Origin of the sequence: Aeromonas sp. FDAARGOS 1410, from assembly GCF_019048745.1 — a bacterium.
Lineage (GTDB): Bacteria > Pseudomonadota > Gammaproteobacteria > Enterobacterales > Aeromonadaceae > Aeromonas > Aeromonas jandaei.
Map to the genome: position 1 here is coordinate 2,836,979 of NZ_CP077401.1, position 25,640 is coordinate 2,862,618.

Consider the following 25,640-nt stretch of genomic DNA (forward strand, 5'->3'; position numbering starts at 1 on the left):
GGGCCGACGGCCCCCGCAATCACACTCAACCCGAGCTGGAACGCCTAGCGGCTGATAAGGGTTCCCGTCTTGCCGGCAATGCCGTCGGCAGCCTTCTCCAGCAAGGTGATCAGGGATTTGCGCCCCGGCAGGGAGGTCGCGAACGAGAGCGCCGCCTCCACCTTGGGCAGCATGGAGCCCTTGGCAAACTGTCCCTGTGCAATAAAGCTGTTGGCATCGGCCACGCTCAGCTGATCGAGCCACTGCACATCGGGCTTGCCAAAGTTGATGGCGACCTTCTCTACCGCGGTAAGGATGATCAGCATGTCGGCATCGATAAGCTCCGCCAGCTTGGCACTGGCCCAATCCTTGTCGATCACCGCGCTGGCACCGCGCAGGTGATTGCCCTCCCGCAGCACCGGAATGCCGCCGCCACCGACGGTGATCACCACCTGACCAGCGGCCAGCATGGCAGATACGGTCTCTTTCTCGATGATATCGACGGGTTTGGGGGATGCGACCACCCGGCGATAGCCACGGCCGGCATCCTCTTTGAGCCGCTCGCCCCTGGCCATCAATGCCTCGGCCTCCTCCTTGCTGAAGAAACCGCCGATGGGTTTGCTCGGGTCGAGGAAGGCGGGATCGTTTTTATCCACCTCCACCTGGGTCACCAAAGTGGCAACCGGCTTGTGAATACCACGCGCCAGCAAGGCCTCGCGCAGGGCGTTTTGCAGGTCATAACCGATATAACCCTGACTCAGGGCCACGCAGACCGACATGGGCAGATGGGGCGCCTTGGGGTCGTGGCGGGCCGCCACCTCGAACGCCTGCTGGATCATCCCTACCTGCGGGCCGTTGCCGTGGGTCACCACCACCTCATGCCCCTGAGCGATCAGGTCGGCAATGGTGCCCGCCGTGCTCTGCACCGCTTTCATCTGCTCGGGCAGGTTGTTGCCCAGCGCATTGCCACCAAGGGCCAGTACGATTCTCTGTTTCATCTTGTTCTCTCCAGTGATGGGACAAGCCGGCGCAATACCGGCCCACCTTTCGTTGTTCACATAAGCTTGCTGATTTGCGTATTTCGAACGGATTGTCAGCCTGCCACCAAGGGGCAAGGCGGGTGCAGATCCGGCGCCAACGCCGGATCAAAGGGCGCTCTGGCCAGAAAGCGGCCATGACCACGTCGCCCGAGAAACTCGCCATCGCGAGCGACTATCTCGCCACGGCTCAGGGTCAGCCTGATCCGGCCGGGGCAGCACATCCCCTCGTAGGGGCTGTAGTCGCCGTTGTCGTGCAACTGTTGATGGGAAATCAGGGTGTCACCACGGGGATCCATGATCATCAGATCGGCGTCAGATCCCGGTTGCAAGTTGCCCTTGCGCGGCCAGAGGCCAAACAGGCGCGCTGGGTTGGCGCTGGTGAGTGCCACGAAGCGCGACGGCGAGATGCGCCCGCCCAATACCCCGTGGGCAAACAGCAGCAGCATCCGGTTTTCGACCCCGGGCAAGCCGTTGGGGCAGCGGCTGAAATCGCCGCCCGAGAGGGTCATGCGCTGGGCGTGGGAGAAGTTGCAGTGATCGGTCGCCACCGTATCGATGTCGCCCGCAGCGATACCGACCCACAGCTTGTCCTGCTCGCAGCGTGAGCGCAGCGGCGGGCTCAGCAGATAGTCGACCCCGTTCTCCTTGTAATAACACTGCTCATCGAGCAGCAGATATTGCGGGCAGGTCTCCACCCAGACCGGCTGACCCTGACGACGCGCCAGTTTCAGATACTCCAGCCCCAAGCCGTTGGAGAGGTGGACGATATAGAGCGGCGCATTGCCAGCGAGCCGCGCCAGATTGATCATCCGGGCCACCGCCTCGGCTTCGCACTCCAGTGGGCGGCTTTGCGGGTGATACCAAGGCTCATGATGGCCTGCGGCCAATAGGGCAGCCCGGCGCGCCGCGATGGCGGCATCGTTCTCGGGGTGGACGGTGGCGAGCGCCCCCACCTCCTTGAGGCGGGCCAGGGCGCGCAACACATCGTGATCTCCGAGCTTGTACTGGTAGGTAAGATAGAGCTTGAAGCTGCTGATCCCCTCCTCCTGCACCATGGCGGCCATCTCGTGGAGGATGGCGTCATCCACATGCTGGATCACGCCGTGAAAGCTGTAATCGATCACCGTCTGATCGGCGGCATAGTCGTGATAGCGGGCCAGCTGGTGATGCAGATTGCACCCCGCCGGGCCAAATCCCATGTGATCGACGATGGTGGTAGTGCCACCACAGGCGGCGGCACGGGTACCGCTGAAAAAGTCATCGCAACTGCGGGCAATGCTCACATCGATGTTGAAGTGGGTATGGACGTCGATGCCACCCGGCATCACATAACAGCCGCTGGCATCGATCACGTCGGTCTCGCCATCGGGCTGGATAGCGGTGGCCCGCGCGCGGATCACCCCGTTATCGATCAGCAGATCCTGACGATATTCACCCTGTGCATCGACCAGCACACCGTTTTTGATCAGCCGTTTCATCCCCACCACCTCGAACATCACTTCAAACAGCAAAGCCCCGCCTCAATTGAGACGGGGCACTTGCAACTGCCGGACGGTGATGAGAGTCACCACCCGGCGCCCCCTTACTTGTCCAGCTCGGCCAGATAGAGCATGGGGATCACGGCGTACATGGCGGCGCACTTGACCAGATGCTCTTTCCAGGTCTTCTCGTTCGGGGCGTGGGCCTCCGGCTCTTTACCCGGGCCAAAACCGATGACCGGAATACCGTGGCGGCCCATGATGGAGACCCCGTTGGTCGAGAAGGTCCACTTGTCCACCACCGGCTCCTTGTTGAACAGCTCGCGATAAGCCTTGGAGAGGGTTTTGACGGTGATGTGATCCTCTTCCACCTTCCAGGTCGGGAAGTAGCACTCGGTCGGGTAGACCAGACCGGTGTAGGCCGGACGGTCGTACTGGTACATGGAGACCTCGGCACCGGCGGCTTTCACCGCAGGCAGGGCGCGGATCTCGTCGAGCGCACCTTGCCAGGTCTCGCCCCAGGTGAGGCGGCGGTCGATGGAGACGGCGCAGCTATCCGCCACGGCGCAGCGGCTTGGGGAGGTGAAGAAGATCTCGGAGACGGTCAGGGTGCCCTTGCCGAGGAAGTCGTCGTTGCCGAGGTTGTGGCTCAGCTCCTGCAGCTCGCCAAGGATCGGGCCCATCTTGAAGATGGCGTTGTCACCGCGCTCCGGCGCGGAGCCGTGGCAGCTGACCCCCTGCACATCGATGCGGATCTCCATGCGGCCACGCTGGCCACGGTAGATCTGGCAGTCGGTGGGTTCGGTACTGACCACGAACTCGGGGCGGATCTTGCTCTGCTCGATGATGTACTGCCAGCAGAGGCCATCGCAATCCTCCTCCTGCACGGTACCGGTCACCAGCAGGGTATACTGATCTTCCAGCCCGAGATCCTTGATGATCTTGCCCGCATAGACCATAGAGGCCATGCCCCCTTCCTGATCGGAGGCGCCGCGACCACCGATGATCTCGTGATCTTCCATCCCCTCATAGGGGTCGAACTTCCAGTTGGCCATGTTGCCGACGCCCACGGTATCGATGTGGGCATCCATGGCGATCAGGTGCGGGCCGTGGCCGATATAGCCCAGCACGTTGCCCATGGGGTCGATCTCGACCTTGTCAAAGCCAACCTTCTCCATCTCCTGCTTGATGCGCAGCACGACGCGCTCTTCATCGCAGCTCTCGCTCGGGATGGCGATCATGTCGCGCAGGAACTGACTCATCTCGGCCTTGTACTGGTAGGCCTTCTCCAACACCATTTCAAACGGAATTTGCTTGCTCATTGTGATTCTCCATAACAACTGAGAGTGCGCGGCCTGTTCGTCGGCCGCGCCCTGTGCCCGTTACCGCGCCCCGTTGGCGAGGCGCGATCAGTTCTTCAATTCGTCTCTCTGCTCTCGCAGGGATTACTCACAGCCGGGGTTAATCGCAGGCAGGATGTTTGCCTTCCCACACCACTTCCCGGTAGTGCTTCACATCGGTATCCCCTTCGGTGTTGATGATGAGTACGACCGAGTTGCTATCCAGCCCCAGACGTTCCATCAGCGCCGCGCGATCCGGGTGGTGACGCACCGCCGCCAGCACGCCGGTGCCGACCGAGCCCGATTCACCGGAGATGATGCGGGGGTCATTGCCAAGAGGGTTGCCAAGCACTCTCATGCCTAGTGCCGACACCTTGTCGTGACAGGAGATGAACTGGGTGGTGCAGCCCCTGAGCAGCGGCCAGCCGAGCGGATTGGGTTCGCCGCAGGCGAGACCGGCCATGATGGTGCGCATGTCGCCCCCCACGTTGACCATCTCCCCCGCCACGCCGGAGCGGTAGATGCAGTCGGCCTGATCCGGCTCGACTACGATACTGTGCAGGTTTTTCGCGCCGAAGCAGTCCACCAGATAGCCGAGCACACCGCCCGCCAGCGCCCCTACCCCGGCCTGCAGCAGCACGTGGGTCGGCTGCTTGATGCCCATATCCTGCATCTGCTCGACCGCTTCGTCGGCCAGAGTGGAGTAACCCTGCATGATCCAGGTCGGGATCTTGGTGTAGCCCTCCCAGGCGGTGTCCTGCACTATGTGCCAGCCGCGCTCTTCGGCCATCTTCATGGTCAGGCGCACGGTGTCGTCATAGTTCATATCGGTGACAATGCACTCGGCACCGAGATTGAGAATGTGATCAACCCGCTCCTGGGCAGAGCCCTTGGGCATGTAGACCACCGCATGCTGACCCACCTGCTTGGCGGCCCAGGCAACGCCGCGACCGTGGTTGCCATCTGTGGTGGTGGCGAAGGTCATCGGCTCCTTGATGGTGCGTTTGATGAGATCGAAGGAGAAATCTTCGACGGCCACCCCGTATTTTTCACAGAGCAGGTTGGCAATGGCGTAAACGCCACCGAGCATCTTGAAGGCATTAAGACCAAAGCGTTTTGACTCATCCTTGACCAGAATTTTTTTTACCCCGATATAGGCGGCCAGATCTTTCAGGTCGCACAGGGGAGTCGGTTCATAACCGGCCAGTTTTTTATGAAAGGCACGGGCCTTTTGTGCTTCGGCGCGAGAAAACAGGGGAGATGGTTCACCGGTAAAAAAACGGTTATCGGCAATATCCATCTTCAGAGAAAATTGGGACATGCGTACCTCATCCAGATTATGGGGTCGGGAGCCATCTCACCGGGAAATCCGATATTCAGATACCACGGGGAGAAAACTCACGACAATTCCGCTGTTGTAGCAGGCAGGGGAATGATTACCCCTGCCATTTCTTTTATTTATTTCAGCCAACGCTATTCATTTAACCCGCTTCTGGGCCTCTTTCAGCAGCGTTTCGAGGGTCTCTCCTGGGGCGGAGAATTTACGGGCCATGATCATGGCAGCGATAATATAGGGCTTCCAGCTCGCCTCTTTATAAGTGGCGATACGATATTTCTCGAATACCCCTTCGGTTACTTCGCCCTCTTTACAGGAGACACCGGAAATATCGGCCGGGAGGCAGTGCATATAGAGCGCTTCGCCCCCCTTGGTGAGCTTCATCATCTCTTCGGTGCAGTGCCAATCCTTATGCTTGGCGTTCTGCTCAAGGCAGTGTTTCTCCAGCTCCTTGAGGCCGGCGTGGTCATTGGCACGCAGCAGTTCGGTACGCTGTTCCATCACCTTGTAGGGAGCCCAGGACTTGGGATAGACGATATCGGCATCCTTGAACGCCTCTTCCATGGAGGTGACCTGACGGAAGCTGCCGCCGGATGCCTTGGCATTCTCCTTGGCCACTTCGATCACGTCCGGGATCAGGTCATACCCTTCCGGGTGGGCCAGGGTCACATCCATGCCAAAGCGGGTCATCAGGCCGATGATGCCCTGCGGCACGGAGAGCGGCTTGCCGTAGCTCGGGGAGTAAGCCCAGGTCATCGCAATCTTCTTGCCCTTGAGGTTTTCCAGGCTGCCGAAGTGCTCCTGCAACCAGGCGAGATCAGCCATAGACTGGGTCGGGTGATCAATGTCGCACTGCAGGTTGACCAGTGCCGGACGCTGGGGCAGCACCCCCTTCTCGAACCCTTCGTCCAGTGCGGCGCCCACTTCACGCATATAGGCGTTACCGGCCCCCAGATACATGTCATCGCGGATACCGATGGCATCGGCGCAGAAGGAGATCATATTGGCGGTTTCACGGACGGTTTCACCGTGGGCGATCTGGGATTTGCCCTCATCCAGATCCTGTTGGGCCAGACCGAGCAGGTTCAGTGCAGAGGCATAAGAGAAGCGGGTTCGGGTGGAGTTATCGCGGAAAACCGAGATACCGAGCCCGCTGTTAAACAGTTTGGTAGCAATATTTTCGGCACGCAGTGTCTTGAGGGATTCGGCCAGTTTCAATACCAGTTCAAGCTCCTGAGGTGTTTGCTCCCAGGTCAGCAGAAAATCTTTTTCATGCAGGTTGGATTTGAGTGCTTTGATCTCTTTGATTAACTCGTTCACTGCTTTCATCGTTCGCCCCAATTCGTTGGATGATATATGAATAGCTCCCCAGTCACTCACGATGTCACCAGCATCCCGGTTATGGGTGAGCTCATCGGTTAGCGTCGATATAGGGCAATCAATAAGCGTGCCAAGGTAAAGATTTGCTGTGGAATAATAAAAAATGGCAAAAGTATGTGATGAGCGCCACAAAAATAGTAGCGATTAGCCCTATTTGGCTGATGAGGTAATGCGCGCACTGAATTTATCCTGCTGCGACCACATACCTATGGGGTGATAAAACCGAGTCACGGTAGAGATAATTATCATCTGGACGCATCGCTCGGGGCTGAAATGATATAAAGCAGACCAACTTTATCATTATGATAAGCAGCCGGGAGGTGACTGCCCTCCCCTTTAACACTCTGCTACTCAAGCGCCCACAGACGCCAGTGCGGCGCAGCAATCAATACCTCCTGTTCCAGCCACTTTCCATCGGTGATCAACTCATCGAGCCAAGGGAGAGCTCCCCTCACTCTTTCCTCTTTACGCCAGTGCACCTTGCCAACCACCTCCGTAAAAGCTCCTACGGGACGGGCATAGTGTTCCAGATAAGTGTGGATAGCGTCGGGAAGCCAGAGCATGGCGGGACGATGAAGCTCACGGGCCAGTTCAACGGCGATATCGATGCCACGTTGATCAAGATCGCCAAAGTGAGCCCACTCTATGCTTTGAGGCAGCAAGGGGATCAGCCGTTTGGCAAGTCTGGTATTGCGCCCGGGGGCAAACAGCAACAGTTGTCCCGGCTGCAGCGGGTAGTCGATAAAGGCCCCTTTGTTCTCCACTGTAATAACGCGCTCCCCTTGCCAGCCGATGGCCGCCAGCGTGCCCAGCGCCCGCTCCGGCAACGCCAATTCCCCCAGCAGCGCCATCACTGCCGTCATATCTTGCTGCTGACCGTGCATATCGACCAGCGAGAGCGGTTCGAGGGTACGGATTCGGATCACCTCATCCTGTGTCAGCGTCAGATTCGCCAGTTGTGGATCCGGACATTCAGTGCGCGGATGCTTGCTGTCCCCATACCAGAGCGCATACCCGCAGGCTTGATTCAGCCGCGGCGGCAACGTCACGCCAAGAAGCGCCAGTTGCTCACGCTTGTTCGGTTCCGGTGGCACCACCTGCGCCAATTGTCCGATCAAATAAGCCCGTCCCGCCTCGGTCAATACATGACGGGCACTGCGTCCGACAGGTCTTAAGCCACAATGAGTCTGCAACAGCTCCTTCAACTCGCGACCATGTCTGCTCTCAAGAGAACAACCCTTCTCGTTCCGGCTATCGAGCAACCTTGCACACAACTCCTGTACCCGGATCTCATCAAACAACGACATCTCACCTCTCCCTGACAGCGTCATATGAGGAAGTAGATGTGATTTTCCTTGCGGTTACCGTGACCAGCTTCGCAAGAGAACTTTTCAACGCCTGTGCGCCCGCCAATGCATTTGATGAAACTGGTAAACACAGGCCAAAGGGCGCAAGCTGGTTTGGCCTGCAGACCATTCGCAGCATGGCTACCACCCACGTTACTCACCACAGCAAGGAGTGCTTATGACCGATGCCGCTGACAAGTCGCCCTCCTCCTGGCAGCTTTCGGATATCCGCGAGCTGGCGCAACTGCTGACCCAGGCGCTGCCCGCTACCGTGCAGATAACTGAAGCGGTGCATCAGGCGGTGCTGGGCGGTATGGGTATCAAGGGACGGGACAAGGGTAAAACGGCGGGTCTCACCGGGCTTATTTACAAGGGGGTTCACGGGGCGGCCAATAGCCTCGGCAGTGGTATCAATGGCCTGCTGGCCCGCCTGCCACTCCCGACGCAACCTTCTGCGGCAGAGACGCCCAAGCGCGCTGCTCTGCTTGCAACCCTCAATGGCGTGCTGGGTGACAAGCTGGTCGAGCAGCAAAACGCCCTCGCCACCCCGATGACTCTGCGCTATCAGGGCAAGCAGCTCGATTGGCAGACCATGCCAGCCGACCTTCCCCACACGGGGCGAGTGCTGCTGATGATCCATGGCCTCTGCATGAACGATCTGCAGTGGCACACCCGCTATCAGGGGAAATCCGTCAACCATGGCGAAGCGGTAGCCAAGGCGCTTGGCTATCTGCCTCTCTATCTGCGCTACAACTCGGGTCTCTCCATTGCCAGCAACGGGCAGGCGCTGGCGCTGCAGCTGGAGGAGCTGTGTGACCGATGGCCGGGGGCCATCAAGCAGCTCAGCGTGCTGGCTTACAGCATGGGGGGACTGGTTATCCGAAGTGCCTGCCATTACGCCCAAATCCACTCACTGCGCTGGCCCAAGCGACTGCGGCATCTCATCTTTCTTGGCACACCGCACCACGGCGCGCCGCTCGAATCCGCTGGCCACTGGCTGGAGCAGCTGCTGCCAGTCACCCCTTACAGCATGCCCTTTGTGAATCTGACCCGCATACGCAGCCAGGGCATTCGGGATCTTCGCCATGGCAAGGTCATCGACGCCTCCCGCAATAACAGGGAGCGCACCATAGGGCGTGATCCCCGCCAACCGCTCCCGCTTCCAAGCGACGTAGCCTGCTTTGCCATCGCCGGCACCACATCCGCCAAACGCACCCTGCTGGCAGAACGGCTGATTGGCGATGGACTGGTCCCCCTGCGCAGCGCGCTGGGCCTGCACCGGGAGCGCGCACATCAACTCGACTTTCCCCCCGAACATACCCTGATTGTCTATCGCACCACTCATATGGCCCTGCTCGGCAGCCCGGAGGTCGGTGCACAACTGCTGGACTGGCTTGACGATGCCAGGTGATCCCCCTTCTCTTTGCATACCGTTTCAGAAATTTGGTCGAACAGCGCCAATCGGGCGCCGCATGCAGTGCTCGCAGCAACTAGCCTTGGAGGCAGTGTTTGATATGAGCCAGCAGTGGAGCGCCATATGTTCTCTTACACCCTCACCTTCAAGGATGATGTCGACCGCCTGACCGCCCCCGAGCAGGAGGTCTCCTTGCAAAGCCCTGCCCAGGCGGGCGATTTCCTTATCCTCTCCGACGGTAGCCGCCATCAGGTGATGTTTGTCACCCACAGGGCCAACTACAGCAGCCTCTATCTCGATAAAGGGGTCAGGGTGCCGCAAAGCTAGCGAAGCTCATCCCTCAGTTTGCGAAAGCAAAAGAGCGGCACCTGGCCGCTCCTTGATCTCTCTTTATGTGGATTTGCTGTCACAGCACCTTGATCACCGGTTGGTGCACTATCTCGACGTCGTCTTTATAGACCACCAGCTCACCCGGTGGCACGCCTCGCTCACCCAATACGGTGACGACGCACTCGTAGCGATAGGGGCCGCTCGTGAAGAGATAGGTATGATTGCCCCCCGTCCCCTCCACCCTGACGGTACCATTTTTCAGCACCAGATCCGGCTTGTCGGCGAGCGTCTTGCCCCTGGCCCAGGAGGCATAGCGATAGTGGCCATCGTCCAATTCGTCGATGCGGATGATAAATTTCTCGGTCTGCCACATCAACGCGGGGCTCTTGTACTCCCGCACACTGGGATGCAGACCGCTTTTCTGCCTGGCGATAAGCTCGGCTTTCAATTTGGCGGCCTGCGCCGTCTGATGATTGATACCGATGACCTTGCCATCAAAATCCATCCAGACCTCGCCACTGCCCAGCATGATGCCGCGCCAGCCCATGGTCTGCCAATCCTGCCCGACCCGGGAGGTAGCGATGCTTTTTAATATGGCGTCATCAAACACCTCGTCAAAACGGATCAGCATCTCCGCCGGGGTTTTGATGGCGGGAATGGGATACTCCTGCTTGAAGGGGTACTTCATCTGGTTGGCAAGGGCCTGATGATCCCGGGCTTCTGCCGCATCGACCAACTGCTGCACAAAGGGGCGATATTCGGCCGGCAGCTGCTCTTCATCGGCTGATACGGGGAGAGCGACCCACAATGTTCCCAGCAACAGCAGTGCCTTCAGCCCATAACGTCCCCGTACCTCATTGCCATTGCGGCCAAACAGTGCCCTGACATTCCATCTTGCCACTTTCATTCTGCCTGCTCTCCACATTACTAAAATGGCCAGCCACTATCCGCAAACATTAGCTGGCGGACTTGAGCGATTTTTTAACGCGTTTGAGTGCCATCTGCCGCTTGAGCGGTGACAGGTAATCAATGAACAGGTTGCCATCCAGATGATCAATTTCATGCTGCATGACAATAGCCAAAAAATCGCTGCTCTCGATGGTGATCGGATTGCCTTTTCGATCCAGTGCAGATACCACCACCGAGCTGTAACGCTCGACATCCGCGTAGTAATCCGGCACGGAGAGACAGCCCTCTTGTCCAAGCACCTTTTCAGTACCGCTTATCACTTGTGGATTAATCAAAACCAGCGGCTGATCCCTGCTCTCGGACAAGTCGATAATAACGACTGCCTCTTTACGCCCGACTTGAGTCGCGGCCAAACCAATCCCGTTTTCCGTCGCATACAGGGACTCCAGCATGTCATCGATCAGCCCCTGTACGGCAGCGATATCCTCAACTCGCTCGGCCTTGAGCCTCAACCTGGGGTCGGGAGCCGTCAAAATATTCAAAATCGCCATCACAACTCTCCATTAACCACTTTTTTCAATCCGAGGTCACAGCCCAACGGCCGGGACATGGAGACAAACGCCTGATCCTCTTCGACCACGTTGTAACCAAGGCGCTCATAAAACCGTATCGCCCCATGGTTCTCTGTGAAGCTGGACAAGGTGACCCGGCATTTGCCCTCACGCTCAGCCTCCTGATGCAGCCGTTCCATCACGGCAGCGCCAAGATGTCGCCCCTGATACTGAGGGAAAATGATCAGCAGATGAACATGCTGGGCATCCTCACATGGCTTGCTACATAACAGACCAATGCGTTCTCCCCCATGCAGGATCCACGAAAACCATTGCGGCAGATATGAGCTGGTTAGTCGCTCGCGTTGAAATTGGTCATCCCAGCCAAAGAGCGACTCAACATAGGGAAGAATCCCCTCTTTGACGACAGTAAAGACCTGCTCAAATTCACTTTGCGGCACATCAATCAGCTCAATATCCATCTCTTTCCCTACTCAAGCCATATTGGATACGCTGTTAGCGCACAAGCAGCCTATTACGATTTTTCCAAACGGCTGCAGATTCTGAAGCATCACGAGCGGTCACAACACCTCAACCTTTACCTTGATAACACCTTCACGAATATTGGCGATGGAGCCGAAGGCGGATTTGGAAAGATCGATAATTCGCCCGTTTTTAAAGGCGCCACGATCATTGACCTTGACTACCACGCTCTTGCCGTTGGCGAGGTTGGTCACCCGCACCATGGAGCCAAAGGGCAACTCCATATGGGCGGCGCTATTGAGGTTGTTGCGATAGAGCTCGCCGCTGGCGGTCTTTTTACCGTGATAACGGTCGGCATAATAGCTGGCATAACCGGTCTCGCTATAGCCGCGCCAGCTGCCGCCGTGGCTCTCGTCATAACGGCTGCTACAGGCTGCCAGCAACAGGCAAACAAGCAACAGCCCCCCTTTGCAGGCCGATTGCACCACTCCCTCTCTCCCGATGCCGCGCATCTACTTCTCCTCGCTCACCTTGCCGGATAGATAGTCCGGCGGATCATCTCACGTCGCAGTAACGGGGAGATTCTCCCCATACCGGCAGCGACCCCTCGCTATCCTCGGACCCAGCCCGGTTGCCAACGCAGTGGCCACCGCGATTGTTGCAATGAACACAGGCTTTAAATCACCACTGTTGCACTCAAGAAACAATCAAGGTGCCACTTCTCTGCTCTCGTTTGCCAACAAGCGCACCCAAACAACCTCCGATCTGCGTCCGCAACGCAGCACAACAAGAGGGATACTTAACCAGAACCGGGCAAGCCCGTTCATCCGCAGCCTTATCCCATCAGGGGCAGCGCCGCTACTTTGCCATACTTTCCCAATAAAAAGGGAGGCGAATGCCTCCCTTTTCTCCAGCTATTTGCCCATCAGAATCAGGCGATCAGCTTGTCGTCGGCGAAGCCGAAGCCGCGCAGGCCCACCACATGCACGTGTTCGTGCTTGCCCTGTACCTTGCGGATGAGCTTGTAGGTGGTGCCCTTCTCGGGACTGATGTTCTCCGGCGCCGCGATAAGCAGCTGCATATCCTGCCGCTCGCACAGCTCGAACAGGGTGGCGATGGATTTGCCATCCAGACGGGCCGCTTCGTCGAGGAACAACAGACGGCACGGAGCGATATCCTTGCCGCGCAGACGGCGGGACTCCTCCTCCCAGCTGATCAGTACCATCAAGAGGATGGCCTGACCGGTACCGATCGCCTCGCCGGTGGAGAGCGCACCGCTCTCGGCACGCAGCCAGCCATCGGCCCCGCGCTGCACCTCGATCTCCAGCTCCAGATAGTTGCGATAGTCGAGCAGCACGTCACCCATCACCTGATAGCTGCGATCCCCCTGTTCGATCTGCGGGTTGAGACGCTGGAACAGCTTGGCCATCGCCTCGGAGAAGCTGAGCTCCTTGTCGGCGAACAGATCGTTGTGCATGGCAGTTTGATCGGCCAGCGCGGTCAGCAGACGGGTGTGAGCCTCGCGGATATTGACGTTGAGGCGCACCCCGCGCACCAGACCGAAGGCGATATTCTGCAAGCCCTGGTTGAGCACCCGGATGCGGTTCTGCTCGCGGCGGATGATGTTGGTGATCTTGGCCGCCACCTCGTGGGAGGAGAGCGACAGGTGGGTTTCCCGCTGCTTGAGCTCGTCTGCCAGACGGGCCAGCTCGATCTCCATCTCCTCGATCGCCTCGACCGGATCATCGGAGCGGATGATGTCGTTGCGAATGCGATCTTTGAGGTAACGATAGACCTGCACGTAGAAGGCGACTTTCTGCTCGGTGCTGCGGTTGCCCTCGGAGAGACGCAGCGCATCGCGCAGGGCCTCGTCGTGGGCCACCGCCACCCGCAGGGCGCCGAGGGCCTTGTCCGACATGGAACGCAGCTCGTCGCTGTCGAGGTACGCCAGCTCGCGCTTGTTGAGGCGCTTCTCGACGTCGGTCTCCCGCGCCAGACGCACCACCCGCGACCAGCTCGCCTTGTGACCCACCAGAGATTTACGGGCGCTGTAGTAATCCTTGCCTTCCAGTTTGAGACGACCGCCGAGGGATTCGATCTCGCGCTTGGTCACCTGCAACTGGGCCTCGGCGCTGGTGCGACGGGAACGGGTGCGGATCAGCAGCTCTTCGATCTCTTTCTTGTGAGCGCGCGCCTTCTCTTCCATATCGTCGGAGAGGGTCAGCCCCATGGCCGCCAGCTCCTGCTCGAATTCGGTCAGGGTCTGGCGCTTGGCCTCGACACTGGAGTTAAGCGCAGTGCGCAGCTGCAACGCCTCGGTGTGGCGCTGGGCAATCTGCTTGTGCTGCTCGCCGGCGGTGCGGGCCGCCAGCTCGGCCGCCTTGAGCTTCTCTTTGAGTCGCTCGCTCATTTCGGACGCCTTGCCCAGCAGGTCTTGCGCATCCTGATAGGCAAAGTGCGGCAGGCGGGCCACCAGCTGATCGAGGGCGTAGCAACGGCGCTTCTGCTCGGCCAGCAGGTCGCTCACCTCATCATAGGCAGCCTGCAGCGCGGCCAGATCCTGCGGATCCTGACGCAGCACCTGCACCATGGTTTCCAGTTTTTCCAGCGACTTGCCGTGCTTGGCGATAAAGGCTTCGGCCTGTTTCAGCGCTTCCACATCGGCGTGAGCCGCCTCGAGGCGGGCCGCCAGCTCTGTCTCGGCAAACAGGTGAGCAAAGGGCAGCATCCCCTGCACCAGCTGGATATGACGGGTCAGCTGGGCGGCGGCCGCTTTGGCTTCAGCCAGCTGCTTGTCGCATTCGCCGATGGCCCCTTGCAGCGCGCGCAGTTCGGCCTGTTTGGCCTGCACTTCGGCTTCGGGGTCGGGGCGGAAGGCGATATCCAGATGCTGGCCGATAAAGTCGCGGAAGTGACCGTAGAGACGGTGGTACTTCTGCTGCTCGAAGGCGGCCTTGGCGTAACCCTCGATGAGCCCTTCGCGCTCAAGGTCGAGCTGCTCGATCCGCTTTTCCCGGGCGGCGCGGCCAAACAGCGGCAGCTCGGGGTAGCGGGAGAAGCGCACCTGACGCTTGCTGGTGCGTACCAGCACGGCGTCCCCCAGCTCGTCGGCTTCCACCAGATCCTCGTCAAAGGAGTCTGGGTTGCCCTGAATCAGGTAAATATCTTCCGGGCAATCTTCCAGCTTTTTCAGCCGCTCGATGGCGCCCTCAAGGTCCAGCACCACCAAAGCGCTGCGAGCCGGGCCGTAGAGTGCGGAGTAGTAAGGGGCATCGTCGATGGAGATGTCGTCATAAACATCGGAGAGCAGCACGCCCCCCACCTGCTCGGCGATGCGGGCAAGACGGGGATCCGCCTCGCCTGCCCCCAGCTGCAGGTTGCGAATTTGCAGCTCCAGCGCCTGTTTCTGCGCCGCGATGCGGTTGCTCTCCTGCTCGAACTCGCGCTCCTTATCGAGCACTGTCTGCATGCCGGCCGAAAGCTCTTCAGCGGTAGCGAGCGGCAGACCGCTCTGCTCGCGCAGCTGCTCGAGCTTTTCAAAAGATTTCAGCCAGCGCGGCGCCAGCTTGGTGAGATCGCTGATATCGCGACCCAACTGGGTGCCCTGATGCTCGAGGCTGGCGCGGCGCTGGTTCACCTCCGCCTGCTGCTCGGAGAGCTCCTCCTGACGGGTGCGCTGGGCTTCGAGGAAGATCTCCAGCTCATCGCTGCTGGCAATCAGCTGGCCAGAGGCCTGCTGCAGCTCGTCGCGCAGCTTGAAGAGACTCTTCTGGCTTTCGCTCTCTTTCTCGAGGCGAGCCAGCGCGGCGCGCAGCCCCTGCCCCTGGGCAATGCGGGCCTTGTCTTCGATGTGACGCTTGAGCAGCGCTTGGGCTGTGGGCCAGGCGGCCTCGCGCACTGTCTCCGGGGCGATGCTCAAAAGCAGCGCCAGCGCCGCTTCGTGCTCGGCCACTGCCGCCTTGGCCAGCGCCAATTGCTGTTCGGCCCCCAGCACCCGGCTGGTGAGACTCTGCTCGGCGGCGCGGAACTGGTGCAGGGTGTCGCTCGCCTGTTCGGCGGTCAGCCCCGGCAGCTCGCACTGCTCGCGGGCAGCCTCCAGCGCCTGCACCGCCTGACGGTACTGGATGGCGCGGGTCTGCTGGATATCGAGCGCCTGCTGGTAGTCGGCCAGCTGGGTCTTGAGGCTGTCGACTTCTGCCTGTGCCAGCTCCTTGCGCTCTTCCACTTCCAGCAGCTGGCCGTGGATCTCCTCCACTACTGCCTGCTGCTGCTCGAGTTTGTCAGAGAGATCCGCCAGATCGGCGCGGTACATCTCGATCTTCTTCTGCAGGCTGACTGCGGCCATCACCTTGGCCAGATGTTCGGAGGCAGACTCCAGCTCGTCGGTCAGCAGTTTCTCACGGTTGGTGAGCTGCTCCACCTCGTCGGCCAGATAGATGGCGCGCTGCTTCTCTTCGGCCAGAATGCGGCGCTTGTCGGCCAGCTCCTGACGCGCCTTGAGGGCCAGCTCGGAGAGGCGGCTCTTCTCGGCGGCGTTGCGCACATAGTCCGCCGCCACATAGTGGGTGGTCTCGGTGATCAGGTTCTTGAACAGATCCCGCTGACCCTGGGTTTCCTTGATGGCCTCCAGGGTGCGGCGGTTTTCATAGATGGCCGCCTCCATGTCTGCAAACGCCTTGCGTACCCCGGAGTTCTCCGGCAGCAGATATTCACGCAGGGAACGGCTGATGGACGAGGAGATGCCGCCGTAGAGGGAGGCTTCGATCAGGCGATAGAACTTGCCGCGATCTTTTTGATCACGCAGCTTCTTCGGGGTGATGCCGAACTCGAACATGAAGTTGTGATAGTCGGTCACCGTATTGAATTTGGCGACTTTCAGCGCCCCCAGCTCGGCGGCCGCCCCTTTCAGATCGGTAAAGGCGCGTACCCGCCCCTTGCCGCCATCAAGCTTCTCCAGCAGCAGATCGGTCGGTGCCAGATTCTCCGGCACATCCACCAGCGCGAACGGGGTGATGTTGACCTTGTTGTCGCGGTTGGCCACCTGCTCGAGGTGCACGCCGACCCAGATCCGCTGTTCGCGGCTGTTCATCACTTCCAGCAGGGAGTAGCAGTGGCCGCGCTGCAGCTTGCCGTAGAGCCCCTTGTCACGGGAGGCGCTGCTCGATCCCGCTTCCGTGGTGTTGCGGAAATGGAGCAATGACTGGTCGGGGATGAGCGCCGCGATAAAGGCCGCCATGGTGGTGGACTTGCCCGCGCCGTTGCCGCCGGAAAGAGTGGTGACCAGCTGGTCGAGATCGAAGGTCCGGGCAAAGAAGCCGTTCCAGTTGACCATGGTCAGGGATTTGAACTTGCCTCGCACCGGTTATACCTCCAGATCCAGTTGTTCTTCATCGAGATCCGCCTCGATGTCATCAAAGAGCGAGTCGCTGCTCGGCATTTCGTCGTCGTGGAAGATGGCTTCACCCTCCTGGATCATCCGCAGCTGGACAGCGCGCGGATCTTCATCGGAGCGCACGTCGGCGGCGAAACGGAACACCGATTCGTTGACCCGGAATTTATCCCCGTTGCCAAGGGCGGTGATCATGCCAAGGCGGCGCAGACGGCGCATGGAGGTACGGATCTTTTCGAGCAACTTCTTCTTGTCGAGATCGGTACCGCCGGAGCGGCTGTTGACCATCCGCAGCAGCTGCTTCTCGTCGGCGAGGCTCAGCACCTCTTCCTGCAGCTCGGCCATGGCGAATACCCCTTCCGAGGCCAGACGATCCGGGCTCAGGTAGAGGTAGCAGAGCACCTTGCCCACCAGCATATCGAGCTCGGAGAGCACTGTGGTGCCGATGTCGGAGCTCGGGCGCGGACGCAAGTAGAAGAAGCCTTCCGGCGCCTTGATCAGTTCCACCTGATAGCGGCCGTAGAAGATCTCCAGCTCGCTGTGATATTCGACCAGCGCCGAATGCTGCTCGAACTCGTCGGCACTGATGTGGCGACCGGAGCGCAAGGCGGTGTCGATGCGCGGAAACAAGGGGTTGGCAATCGCCTCTGCAAGGCGCAGCGGCAAGGGAAACTCAGAATTGATCAATGACATAGGCCTGAACCTTGGATCCAGCTTGGTTAATGGGTTTCCATGCGGGTTGGCGATGCAGTTCGCGCTCGCCGCTGGCATGGCCCAGGCGCACGGCCTGGTCGATCAGAAGACGCGCCACATCGAAGTGGGCATGAGCCGGGTAGTCCAGCAGGTATTCCCGCAGCACATCGGCCAGATCCAGCTGCTGGCCCTGCTCAGGGTAGCGGGCCAGATAGCGCTCGATGCGCTCGGCCAGCTCCTGATTGATGTCCACCATCTCGACGTACTCCATCTCGAGGGGCACCTCACCGGTCACCTCCTCGTCGTGGATGGCGATGGTTTCATCGCGCAGCTCCAGCAGACGGGGCTCTTCGGCCACCCGCAGCTGCCAGTTGTGCTGCTCGAAGTTGCGGATGGACTCGCGCAGCCGCTGGCTGAAGGCGCGGTTCTTGTCCATATCGATGGCGTTGCGGATAAATTTGTGGACGTGCCTGTCGTAGCGGGACCACAGCTCGATGCATTGCTGACCCCAGCTAGTGATGACGTCAAGACGACCTTGCAAGGCGTGAGTCAGCTCCTCGACGTGGAACAGATCGTCGCGCCCCTGCGCTGCTTCCTGAATATTGAGCAGCCCCGCCTGCAGGCGGTGACCGGCAGCATCCAGGGTATCCTGCAGCTCGCGCAGGGTCTGGCCAGTCTCGTGCAGCAGCTTTTCGCAACTGTGAATGGCATCGACCCAGTTCTGGGTCAGCAGGGCCGCGATTTCGCTCTTGACCTGATTCTGCTGTTCATCCATGGCGCGCTGGGTGAGATCGATCCGCCCCAGCGTCTCTTCCAGCGAGAAGGTGAGCCGTGGCAGCACCTCGGCATCCCACTGCTCGCGGGTGTTGGTTTCAAGCGCCGCCTTGCGGGCGGTGTCGAGCTCGGAAGCCAGGTGCTCGAGTAGAATGGAGAGCTTGATGGAGTCAACCTGACGCTGATCCATAAAGAAGTCGACGATGCTCACACCCAGGCGCGACAGGCGGTAGAGGCTCTCCCCCGCCACCATGTCGGTGTTAAAACGCGACAGCAGCTGCTGGCGAATGAGATCGTTGATGGCGTTGTTGGCGCGACCGGTGAGGGTCTCGTCCATCTGGCCGAAGGCGCTGCTGACATAGCCAAAGGCATCGTGCAGCGCCGCTTCCGACAGGTCCGACTCATCCTCGGACAAGGTCTTGATTGCAATCAGAAAGGCCAGCCGGTCGGTCGGCAGGCTCAACGCCAACCCCTCCTGCCTGACCCATCCCACCATCTCTGGCAGGGTACGGGATGTACTCATCATGATGTTGTCATCTCGTTGTTGTATTGGGCGCAAAATCGTGCGCGCGGCTACATCCGGTAGCATCGAAAACATGGTCCACATCGACGTGAACAGCGAACAATCAGCTGGCCGGCTTCTGGGCCATCACATGGATATAGCGACCGAGGGAGACAAAAGGCTCCTGACGGCAATATTGCTGCTCCATGGCCAGCAGATCGTCGAACTTCTCCACCTGATCCTGCTTGTGACGCATATAGTCGTGGATCACCCGCACCCCGGTCTTGCCGATGATGCGCAGCCCCCCGCGACCAATCCAGTCATAGACCTGCTCCGGCAGCTGGGGATTGGTGGGCGTAAGCGCGGTCTGGCGCTTCTTGCGAAGACCAAGGCGCACATAGTCAAAATTGCCCACCACCAGGCTCTGGAACAGCAAACCATGACGGTTGTAAAAAAGCAGCGACAGTATGCCCCCGGCATTGACGAAAGGGAACAGACCCAGCAAGGTCTGACGCGGCTCGGCAAGCCACTCCAGCACCGCATGGCAGAGCACCAGATCAAAGGTCCCGGTCACGTGTTGCTTCAGATCCTGAATGGGGCAATGGATGAGACGAATTTTGTCTTCCAGCCCCTTCTCGGCGATCTGGCTGCGGGCCAGTTCCAGCATTTCTGCTGACAGATCGCACAGCTCCACCTGATGACCCATGGCCGCCAGCTTCTGGGCGAAATAGCCAAAACCGCCCCCCGCATCAAGGATGCGCAGCGGTCGGTTGCCAAGGCGGGCCAGGCAGGCTTCTATGTCGCTCCAGACAATGGTGGTGCGGATGCGCCCCTTGGTGGAGTCGTAAATGTTGCGGGCGAACTTGTCGGCGCGCCCGTCAAAACTCTGATCGTGCTTCAAGGAGAAACTCAACATTAGCGCCACAGGGTTGTGGCCATCCCAAAAAAGAGAGGTATTCTGTCACATCCCGAATTTGCTGAAAACTCAAGGAAGTGTCTGCCGTGTTTGTGCTCAAAAAGTGGCTGGGTCAGCTATTGATGCCGCTCCCCTTCTCCCTCTCCCTGCTTCTGGTCGCCCTGCTGCTGCTCTGGTTTACCCGTTTTCAGAAAACCGGCAAGCTGCTGGCAACTCTCTCGCTGCTGCTGGTCGCCCTGCTGGGAATGCGGCCGGTGAGCTACGAACTGGCCCGCGGGCTGGAGCAAACCTTCCCGCCGTTCGAGGTGAGCCAGCATCCCAACATCGATGCCATCGTGGTGCTCGGCAACGGCCATGTCAGCGATCCGGCGGTACCGATGCGCAGTTGGCAGAACAATATCTCGCTGGCACGAACTCTGGAGGGGGTGCGCCTTGCCCAGGCCTATCCCGAAGCCGAGCTGGTGTTCTCCGGCTATGTGTCGGGGGATACCCTCTCCAACGCCGAGGTCAACGCCCGGATGGCCGAGAGCCTCGGCATACCCCGTTCGCGAATGACGTTGTTTGAAAACAACAAAGACACTCATGATGAGGCGGTCAGTATCAGCCGCCATCTGAAGGGAAAAGAGGTGGCGCTGGTCAGTTCTGCCACCCACCTGCCGCGCGCCATGGCCCTCTATCAGGGTCAGGGGCTCAACGCCGTGCCGGCCCCCACCGATTACACCGCCAAGCAGAGCCAGGTGGCCCAACCGCTCTACAGTTATTTACCCAAAGGGCGCTATCTGATGTATTCCGAAGCTGCCATCCACGAATGGATTGGGGTATGGTGGGCTCGCTTGCGGGGGCAGGTTAACGAATGAGCAATCAAGCGTTTCATTCCTGATTTGGATCAGGAAAGCGAAAAAAAATTACGTCATTTGCCGCCGGGTCAGCTATCTTGGGCTCGGTTCAATTCATATAATGTTGCGCAATCAAATGCCTAGGAGATTAAGAAGATGAGACAGCACCTGGTAATGGGTAACTGGAAACTGAACGGCACCAAGGCTTCTGTAGAAGCTCTGATCAAAGGACTGACACCGGCTGCTGCCGCTCATCCTTCTGTGCAAGTCGCCGTCTGCCCGCCGGTTATCTTTTTGGGTCTGGTTGAGCAGCTGACCGCTGGCACCAAAATCGCCTACGGTGCCCAGAACGCCGACGTACACGAGTCTGGCGCCTTCACCGGTGAAAACGCTCCGTCCATGCTGAAAGCCTTCGGTTGCACCTACTCTCTGGTCGGCCACAGCGAGCGTCGTACCCTGCATGCAGAGAGTGACGACGTGGTTGCTGCCAAGTACGAAGCGATCCAGAAAGGCGGCCTGGTGCCGGTTCTGTGCATCGGTGAAACTCTGGAGCAGTTCGAAGCCGGCGTGACCAAGAACGTGGTTGAGACCCAGCTGAAAGCCGTTATCGACCGTTGCGGTATCGCCTCCTTCAACAACGCCGTTATCGCTTACGAGCCGGTATGGGCCATCGGTACTGGCAAGACTGCCACTCCGGAGATCGCTCAGTCCGTTCACGCTCACATCCGTCAGTACCTGGCCGGTTTTGATGCCGCCGTTGCTGCCAAAGTACAGATCCTGTACGGCGGTTCCGTCACTGGCGCCACTGCTGCCGACCTGTTCGGTCAGCCGGACATCGACGGTGGCCTGGTCGGTGGTGCGTCCCTGAAAGTGGACGACTTCTCCCAGATCATCGCTGGCGCGGCCAAGTAATCACTGATTACGGCAAAGAGAGGGGCTTGTCCCCTCTCTTGTATCGCTTTTCCTATGGTGGCCCCCGCATCCCATACGAAAGCCGATATAGTAAAAGTGGCTTGTCTATTTCCAAACATTCGTATTTGACAACTCAGATCCAGAGGCACTCATGACCAAACAAATCAAACGTATTGGTGTTCTGACCAGTGGTGGCGACGCACCGGGTATGAACGCAGCCATCCGCGCTGTGGTTCGCGCCGGTCTGCATTACGGCCTGGAAGTTTACGGTATTTATGATGGCTACCTCGGTCTGCACCAGGATCGCATCGTCAAACTGGAGCGTCACAGCGTCTCCGATGTAGTGAACCGTGGTGGTACTTTCCTCGGCTCCGCCCGTTTCCCTGCTTTCAAAGACCCCGCAGTGCGCGCCGAAGCGATCGAAAACCTGAAAAAGCACGGTATCGATGCGCTGGTCGTCATCGGTGGTGACGGCTCCTACATGGGTGCCAAGAAGCTGACCGAAGAGGGTTTCCCCTGCATCGGCCTGCCGGGCACCATCGACAACGACATCGCCGGTACCGACTTCACCATCGGCTTTGATACCGCCCTGAACGTGGTGGTTGACGCCATCGACCGCCTGCGCGATACCTGCAGCTCCCACCACCGTATCTCCGTGGTCGAGATCATGGGTCGTCACTGTGGCGATCTGGCCATGTCTGCCGCCGTTGCTGGTGGTGCCGAGTACGTGATCGTGCCGGAAGTAGCCTTCGACAAAGAGAAGCTGCTCAAGCAGATCAAGGAAGGCGAAGCCAAGGGCAAGAAGCACGCCATTATCACTATCTGCGAGCACGTTACCGACGTGAACGCGCTGGCCAAAGATATCGAAGCCCTGACCGGTCGTGAAACCCGCGCCACCATCCTGGGCCACATCCAGCGTGGCGGTGCCCCGACTGCCCGTGACCGCATCATGTCCAGCCGTATGGGTGCTTATGCCGTTGAGCAGCTGCTGGCTGGTCACGGTGGTCGCTGCGTCGGTATCCAGCGCAACGAGCTGGTACACCACGACATCATCGACTGCATCGAGAACATGAAGCGTCCGTTCGATCAGGAGCTTTACAACCTCTCCACCACCCTGTTCTAAGCACTGCCGGAACAAGCTGGTTATGCAAAAACCCTCCATCCGGAGGGTTTTTCTATTTCTAGCCGTCACTCACCGTGGTGCCCAGAAAATGGATTGGTGCCAGCACATTTGGCAATGTCATCAGGCTGATCTGCCAACTGCGAAATAACAACAATGCCTATATAACCGGCTTGAGGTTGGGATTGAGGTTGCGCTTCAAATCCACCGTTGCAGTCGCTACCGACAGCTTGCCCAGCATCATCTCTTTATCATCTCATCCGCTCTCTCTTATTCCCCCACTGTTACTGTTGTCCTCTAGTGCTCCTGTTAGGCGATGCGTTATCTCTAATCCGCACCGACGGGGCTCAACATTGGCTACAGATACAGGCAGTCGCAGATCGGGGGCCTATCTCGCTCCCCCCTGCAGGTTGCAACTTGTCCCCTTGAGGGAAAAACCGCTTCCCAAGCCACTATTGCACCAACCAATATCAATCACGCTATCTCATCCATAGTCAGAGGCTAAAAAATGGGCTACCTCTGCATTTTTTCTCTCTCAGATCCGGCTACATCGCTAAAAGCAGGGCTATTTATGCAGATCCATGAACAGAAGATCGTGATAAAACCCTAACCATGGCGCTGGATTGCATGCCGATACCGGCATTACTCTCTTTCAGAGGGGGATTATCTTCGCCAGAAGCGGTAAAACCAGATTCACAGCCATTTTTTGACGCTAAAAATGGCTGCCTAGCCCGACAAAAAATGTAAAACCAATTAATGGCTCCATTCAAAACCCCTAATTCAGATTCCACTCACTTAACTAACACACTGAAAATAAAGAACTTTTAATATATAAGCCCCATTAAAACAACCAACACCTCAAACATAGAGGATAAAATAGCCACAAGATTGCAAAAACAGAGCCTTCATCATCACGAAGAACACAAAGCTCAATTTTATCAACCAAACCCTTGTTTTAAGCTCCTGTTATGGTATCTTGACCTCATCAACCAACAACCTGGGGAGAAAAAAGATGAAAGAGTTTGTTGTTACCGCTGTTTTTACCGTGTTTTTCACCCTGGTTGCTGTCTCTCTGCCCTCGCTGTCACAGCTCTGAGTCGGATAGAGAGGCATCAATCGGGAACGAGCCTCTCTGGCATGACGCTTTAATCGCCACAAACTGGTGTTTTCAGCCATCAGTGCCGAAATGGTCAACATGGATATGATTTCAAGCTGTTGTGGTTGCTTGTTTAACCACACTTCTGACTGAGCCAACGTCAGACCATCCTCGGGGGAGCCAAGCTCCCCTTTTTGCTACCTTCCGTCTGACAACACCTTTGCTCTCTCCTTATCCTTTCCTCCTCTTCTACCGCTTTGCTGTTTGTTCAGACCAATCTTTTTCCCAGTAACCAGCGGGCACAAAAAAGCCCCCACCCGAAGGTGGAGGCTTGTGGCATAACTGGATGTGTCTACCCGTGGGTAATCCCGCTTATACCTTGTTCCAGCGCTGCGGGTCATACTCCGGGCTGAAGCGATCAACGATCACGGCGCAGGCTGCGTCACCGGTGATATTGAGGGAAGTCCGGATCATGTCGAACAGACGATCCAGCGCGAACAGCAGCGGCAATCCTTCGATGGGGATCCCTGCCGCCAGCAGCACCGCCACCACCAGGAAGCTCGGGCCCGGTACACCGGCCTGACCAATCGCGCCCAGGGTAGCTGTCACTATGATGGCGGCCCAGGCACCAACGCTCAGATCAATGTTGTAAACCTGCGCAAAGAAGATGGCAACCAGCCCGTAATAGATGGCGTTGCCGCTCATATTGATGGTGGCCCCCAGCGGCAGCACAAAAGCGGCCGTCGCATTGGTCACCTTCAGATCCTGCTCGCAGGTCTCCATATTGACCGGCAGGGTCGCCATAGAGGAGGCGGTGGAGAAGGCCACGATCTGCGGCTTCTTCATGGCCGAGATATAGGTCATCACCGGCGTGTTGGAGAAGAGCGCCACCAGCAGCGGATAGACCACAAAGCCGAAGATCAGAATCGCAGCGACATAGACCACAAACAGCTTGAGCACCAGCGTCAGCACATCGAAGCCATAGGTGCCGATGGCATCAGCCATCAGACCGAATACCCCGAGCGGCGCGATGAGCATCACCTTGTTGATCATCCAGACGAAGGCATCCACCAAGGTATTGAGGCCATCGACCAGCGGCTTGGCCCGCTCGCGCGGCTGTTTGGCCAGCGCAATGCCGAGGAACATGCAGAACACCAGGATCTGCAGAATGTTCGCCTCGTTGAGGGACTGGAACACGTTGGTCGGGATCATGCCAAGCAGGGTTGCGACGGCATCCGGCAGCGCCCCTTTATCAGCATAATCACCGCCAAACATGGAGGAGACTGAGCCAAAATCGACACCGACACCCGGCTTGAAGATCTGCCCCATCACCAGTGCCAGCAACACGGCCAACGCAGAGGTAATCAGGAAGAAGGCCAGCGTCGCGGCGCCGATCTTGCCCGCCGCCGGGCTGGCGCCCAGATTGGCGGCGCCGGAGAGGATGGCAACCGCCACCAGCGGGATCACCAGCATCTTGATCAGCTGGATAAAGAGGGTACCGAGTGGGGCAAAGATGGTGGCCTGCTCACCCATGAGCACCCCGACCACAGCCCCCAGTACCATGGCCACCACAACCTGGAAGCCAATATTTTTTATGAGTCCTTTAGTCAACACAGTACTTTCCTTTATGTAGCTACATTCGCACTTTCCCAGTGCAATAAACCAGACAGGGGAATGAGCTCCTGCACATTCCCCTGCTGCGGCGTGTTATCGCATATTTCATTGCTGTTTGAAATCGACAAATCGTTAACAGAAGCTATTAATAATTTTCTAAAAAGCGCATTTTCCACCCTTTGGTTGCGTTTTTTGCTGTCAG

At 58.6% G+C, this 25,640-nt stretch carries 20 protein-coding genes; 5 read left to right on the forward strand and 15 right to left on the reverse strand.

Translation table 11 applies throughout. The annotated features are described in order from the left end of the window. Positions 1–44: 44 nt before the first annotated feature. The 6 genes from arcC to I6L40_RS13225 all read right to left on the reverse strand — a co-directional run bounded on the left by arcC (position 45) and on the right by I6L40_RS13225 (position 7,860). Positions 45–977, reverse strand: coding sequence for a carbamate kinase (gene arcC / locus I6L40_RS13200; protein WP_071910253.1), 933 nt, complete (start codon positions 975–977; stop codon positions 45–47). A 95-nt stretch (positions 978–1,072) separates the two neighbouring features. Then, positions 1,073–2,497 (reverse strand): dihydropyrimidinase, encoded by a 1,425-nt coding sequence (hydA, locus tag I6L40_RS13205; protein ID WP_071910347.1) that lies wholly within the window; start codon positions 2,495–2,497, stop codon positions 1,073–1,075. A 104-nt stretch (positions 2,498–2,601) separates the two neighbouring features. After that, positions 2,602–3,819, reverse strand: a complete 1,218-nt coding sequence (locus I6L40_RS13210) for a YgeY family selenium metabolism-linked hydrolase (protein ID WP_033113252.1) — start codon at positions 3,817–3,819, stop codon at positions 2,602–2,604. A gap of 139 nt (positions 3,820–3,958) precedes the next feature. Further along, a complete protein-coding gene (dpaL, locus tag I6L40_RS13215; protein ID WP_041207666.1) occupies positions 3,959–5,158 on the reverse strand; it encodes a diaminopropionate ammonia-lyase in 1,200 nt (399 codons plus the stop codon). 156 nt (positions 5,159–5,314) lie between these two features. Beyond that, positions 5,315–6,502 (reverse strand): knotted carbamoyltransferase YgeW, encoded by a 1,188-nt coding sequence (ygeW, locus tag I6L40_RS13220; protein WP_033113254.1) that lies wholly within the window; start codon positions 6,500–6,502, stop codon positions 5,315–5,317. Between the two features lie 398 nt (positions 6,503–6,900). Continuing rightward, a complete protein-coding gene (locus I6L40_RS13225) occupies positions 6,901–7,860 on the reverse strand; it encodes a Wadjet anti-phage system protein JetD domain-containing protein (RefSeq protein WP_071910255.1) in 960 nt (319 codons plus the stop codon). A gap of 217 nt (positions 7,861–8,077) precedes the next feature. Here I6L40_RS13225 and I6L40_RS13230 point away from each other — a divergent pair, with 217 nt between their 5' ends. Then, the gene (locus I6L40_RS13230; RefSeq protein ID WP_071910257.1) at positions 8,078–9,310 is read left to right on the forward strand and encodes a triacylglycerol lipase; all 1,233 of its coding nucleotides are present in this window, start codon (positions 8,078–8,080) and stop codon (positions 9,308–9,310) included. Positions 9,311–9,436: 126 nt separating this feature from the next. Beyond that, positions 9,437–9,640: a hypothetical protein gene (locus I6L40_RS13235; protein ID WP_033113256.1), complete on the forward strand. Its 204-nt coding sequence runs from the start codon at positions 9,437–9,439 to the stop codon at positions 9,638–9,640. Between the two features lie 79 nt (positions 9,641–9,719). Here I6L40_RS13235 and I6L40_RS13240 read toward each other — a convergent pair whose 3' ends face one another. From I6L40_RS13240 to cmoM, 8 genes are all read right to left on the reverse strand, one after another. Next, positions 9,720–10,550, reverse strand: coding sequence for a hypothetical protein (locus tag I6L40_RS13240; protein ID WP_083593323.1), 831 nt, complete (start codon positions 10,548–10,550; stop codon positions 9,720–9,722). A 49-nt stretch (positions 10,551–10,599) separates the two neighbouring features. After that, positions 10,600–11,103, reverse strand: a complete 504-nt coding sequence (gene def, locus I6L40_RS13245) for a peptide deformylase (RefSeq protein WP_216994388.1) — start codon at positions 11,101–11,103, stop codon at positions 10,600–10,602. After that, positions 11,103–11,585 (reverse strand): N-acetyltransferase, encoded by a 483-nt coding sequence (locus I6L40_RS13250; RefSeq protein ID WP_216994389.1) that lies wholly within the window; start codon positions 11,583–11,585, stop codon positions 11,103–11,105. Before I6L40_RS13250 ends, def begins: the two co-directional genes overlap by 1 nt. A 99-nt stretch (positions 11,586–11,684) precedes the next feature. Continuing rightward, on the reverse strand, positions 11,685–12,098 hold the full coding sequence (locus tag I6L40_RS13255; protein WP_254204028.1) for a septal ring lytic transglycosylase RlpA family protein: 414 nt from the start codon (positions 12,096–12,098) through the stop codon (positions 11,685–11,687). Positions 12,099–12,517: 419 nt separating this feature from the next. Further along, positions 12,518–16,945: a chromosome partition protein MukB gene (mukB, locus tag I6L40_RS13260; protein ID WP_216994390.1), complete on the reverse strand. Its 4,428-nt coding sequence runs from the start codon at positions 16,943–16,945 to the stop codon at positions 12,518–12,520. Between the two features lie 3 nt (positions 16,946–16,948). After that, complete coding sequence (gene mukE / locus I6L40_RS13265; RefSeq protein ID WP_005336835.1) at positions 16,949–17,668, reverse strand: chromosome partition protein MukE; 720 nt, start codon at positions 17,666–17,668, stop codon at positions 16,949–16,951. Then, a complete protein-coding gene (mukF, locus tag I6L40_RS13270; protein ID WP_042030892.1) occupies positions 17,649–18,968 on the reverse strand; it encodes a chromosome partition protein MukF in 1,320 nt (439 codons plus the stop codon). The genes mukE and mukF overlap by 20 nt, the downstream gene beginning before the upstream one ends. A 100-nt stretch (positions 18,969–19,068) precedes the next feature. Continuing rightward, on the reverse strand, positions 19,069–19,845 hold the full coding sequence (cmoM, locus tag I6L40_RS13275; RefSeq protein ID WP_033113262.1) for a tRNA uridine 5-oxyacetic acid(34) methyltransferase CmoM: 777 nt from the start codon (positions 19,843–19,845) through the stop codon (positions 19,069–19,071). Positions 19,846–19,946: 101 nt separating this feature from the next. Between cmoM and elyC the strand changes: the two genes are divergently transcribed. The 3 genes from elyC (at position 19,947) to pfkA (ending at position 22,731) form a co-directional block, all read left to right on the forward strand. Next, on the forward strand, positions 19,947–20,717 hold the full coding sequence (elyC, locus tag I6L40_RS13280; protein ID WP_071910267.1) for an envelope biogenesis factor ElyC: 771 nt from the start codon (positions 19,947–19,949) through the stop codon (positions 20,715–20,717). 135 nt (positions 20,718–20,852) lie between these two features. After that, positions 20,853–21,608: a triose-phosphate isomerase gene (gene tpiA / locus I6L40_RS13285; protein ID WP_041207655.1), complete on the forward strand. Its 756-nt coding sequence runs from the start codon at positions 20,853–20,855 to the stop codon at positions 21,606–21,608. Between the two features lie 151 nt (positions 21,609–21,759). Beyond that, positions 21,760–22,731, forward strand: a complete 972-nt coding sequence (gene pfkA / locus I6L40_RS13290; protein WP_041207654.1) for a 6-phosphofructokinase — start codon at positions 21,760–21,762, stop codon at positions 22,729–22,731. Between the two features lie 1,465 nt (positions 22,732–24,196). Here pfkA and I6L40_RS13295 read toward each other — a convergent pair. Continuing rightward, positions 24,197–25,438, reverse strand: coding sequence for a dicarboxylate/amino acid:cation symporter (locus I6L40_RS13295; RefSeq protein ID WP_216994391.1), 1,242 nt, complete (start codon positions 25,436–25,438; stop codon positions 24,197–24,199). Positions 25,439–25,640: the final 202 nt, after the last annotated feature.

Excerpts from the sequence above, each read along its gene's own strand:
- arcC (WP_071910253.1), bottom strand. The coding sequence starts at position 977 with ATGAAACAGAGAATCGTACTGGCCCTTGGTGGCAATGCGCTGGGCAAC.
- hydA (WP_071910347.1), bottom strand. The coding sequence starts at position 2,497 with ATGAAACGGCTGATCAAAAACGGTGTGCTGGTCGATGCACAGGGTGAA.
- I6L40_RS13210 (WP_033113252.1), bottom strand. The coding sequence starts at position 3,819 with ATGAGCAAGCAAATTCCGTTTGAAATGGTGTTGGAGAAGGCCTACCAG.
- dpaL (WP_041207666.1), bottom strand. The coding sequence starts at position 5,158 with ATGTCCCAATTTTCTCTGAAGATGGATATTGCCGATAACCGTTTTTTT.
- ygeW (WP_033113254.1), bottom strand. The coding sequence starts at position 6,502 with ATGAAAGCAGTGAACGAGTTAATCAAAGAGATCAAAGCACTCAAATCC.
- I6L40_RS13225 (WP_071910255.1), bottom strand. The coding sequence starts at position 7,860 with ATGTCGTTGTTTGATGAGATCCGGGTACAGGAGTTGTGTGCAAGGTTG.
- I6L40_RS13230 (WP_071910257.1), top strand. The coding sequence starts at position 8,078 with ATGACCGATGCCGCTGACAAGTCGCCCTCCTCCTGGCAGCTTTCGGAT.
- I6L40_RS13235 (WP_033113256.1), top strand. The coding sequence starts at position 9,437 with ATGTTCTCTTACACCCTCACCTTCAAGGATGATGTCGACCGCCTGACC.
- I6L40_RS13240 (WP_083593323.1), bottom strand. The coding sequence starts at position 10,550 with ATGAAAGTGGCAAGATGGAATGTCAGGGCACTGTTTGGCCGCAATGGC.
- def (WP_216994388.1), bottom strand. The coding sequence starts at position 11,103 with ATGGCGATTTTGAATATTTTGACGGCTCCCGACCCCAGGTTGAGGCTC.
- I6L40_RS13250 (WP_216994389.1), bottom strand. The coding sequence starts at position 11,585 with ATGGATATTGAGCTGATTGATGTGCCGCAAAGTGAATTTGAGCAGGTC.
- I6L40_RS13255 (WP_254204028.1), bottom strand. The coding sequence starts at position 12,098 with ATGCGCGGCATCGGGAGAGAGGGAGTGGTGCAATCGGCCTGCAAAGGG.
- mukE (WP_005336835.1), bottom strand. The coding sequence starts at position 17,668 with ATGTCATTGATCAATTCTGAGTTTCCCTTGCCGCTGCGCCTTGCAGAG.
- mukF (WP_042030892.1), bottom strand. The coding sequence starts at position 18,968 with ATGATGAGTACATCCCGTACCCTGCCAGAGATGGTGGGATGGGTCAGG.
- tpiA (WP_041207655.1), top strand. The coding sequence starts at position 20,853 with ATGAGACAGCACCTGGTAATGGGTAACTGGAAACTGAACGGCACCAAG.
- pfkA (WP_041207654.1), top strand. The coding sequence starts at position 21,760 with ATGACCAAACAAATCAAACGTATTGGTGTTCTGACCAGTGGTGGCGAC.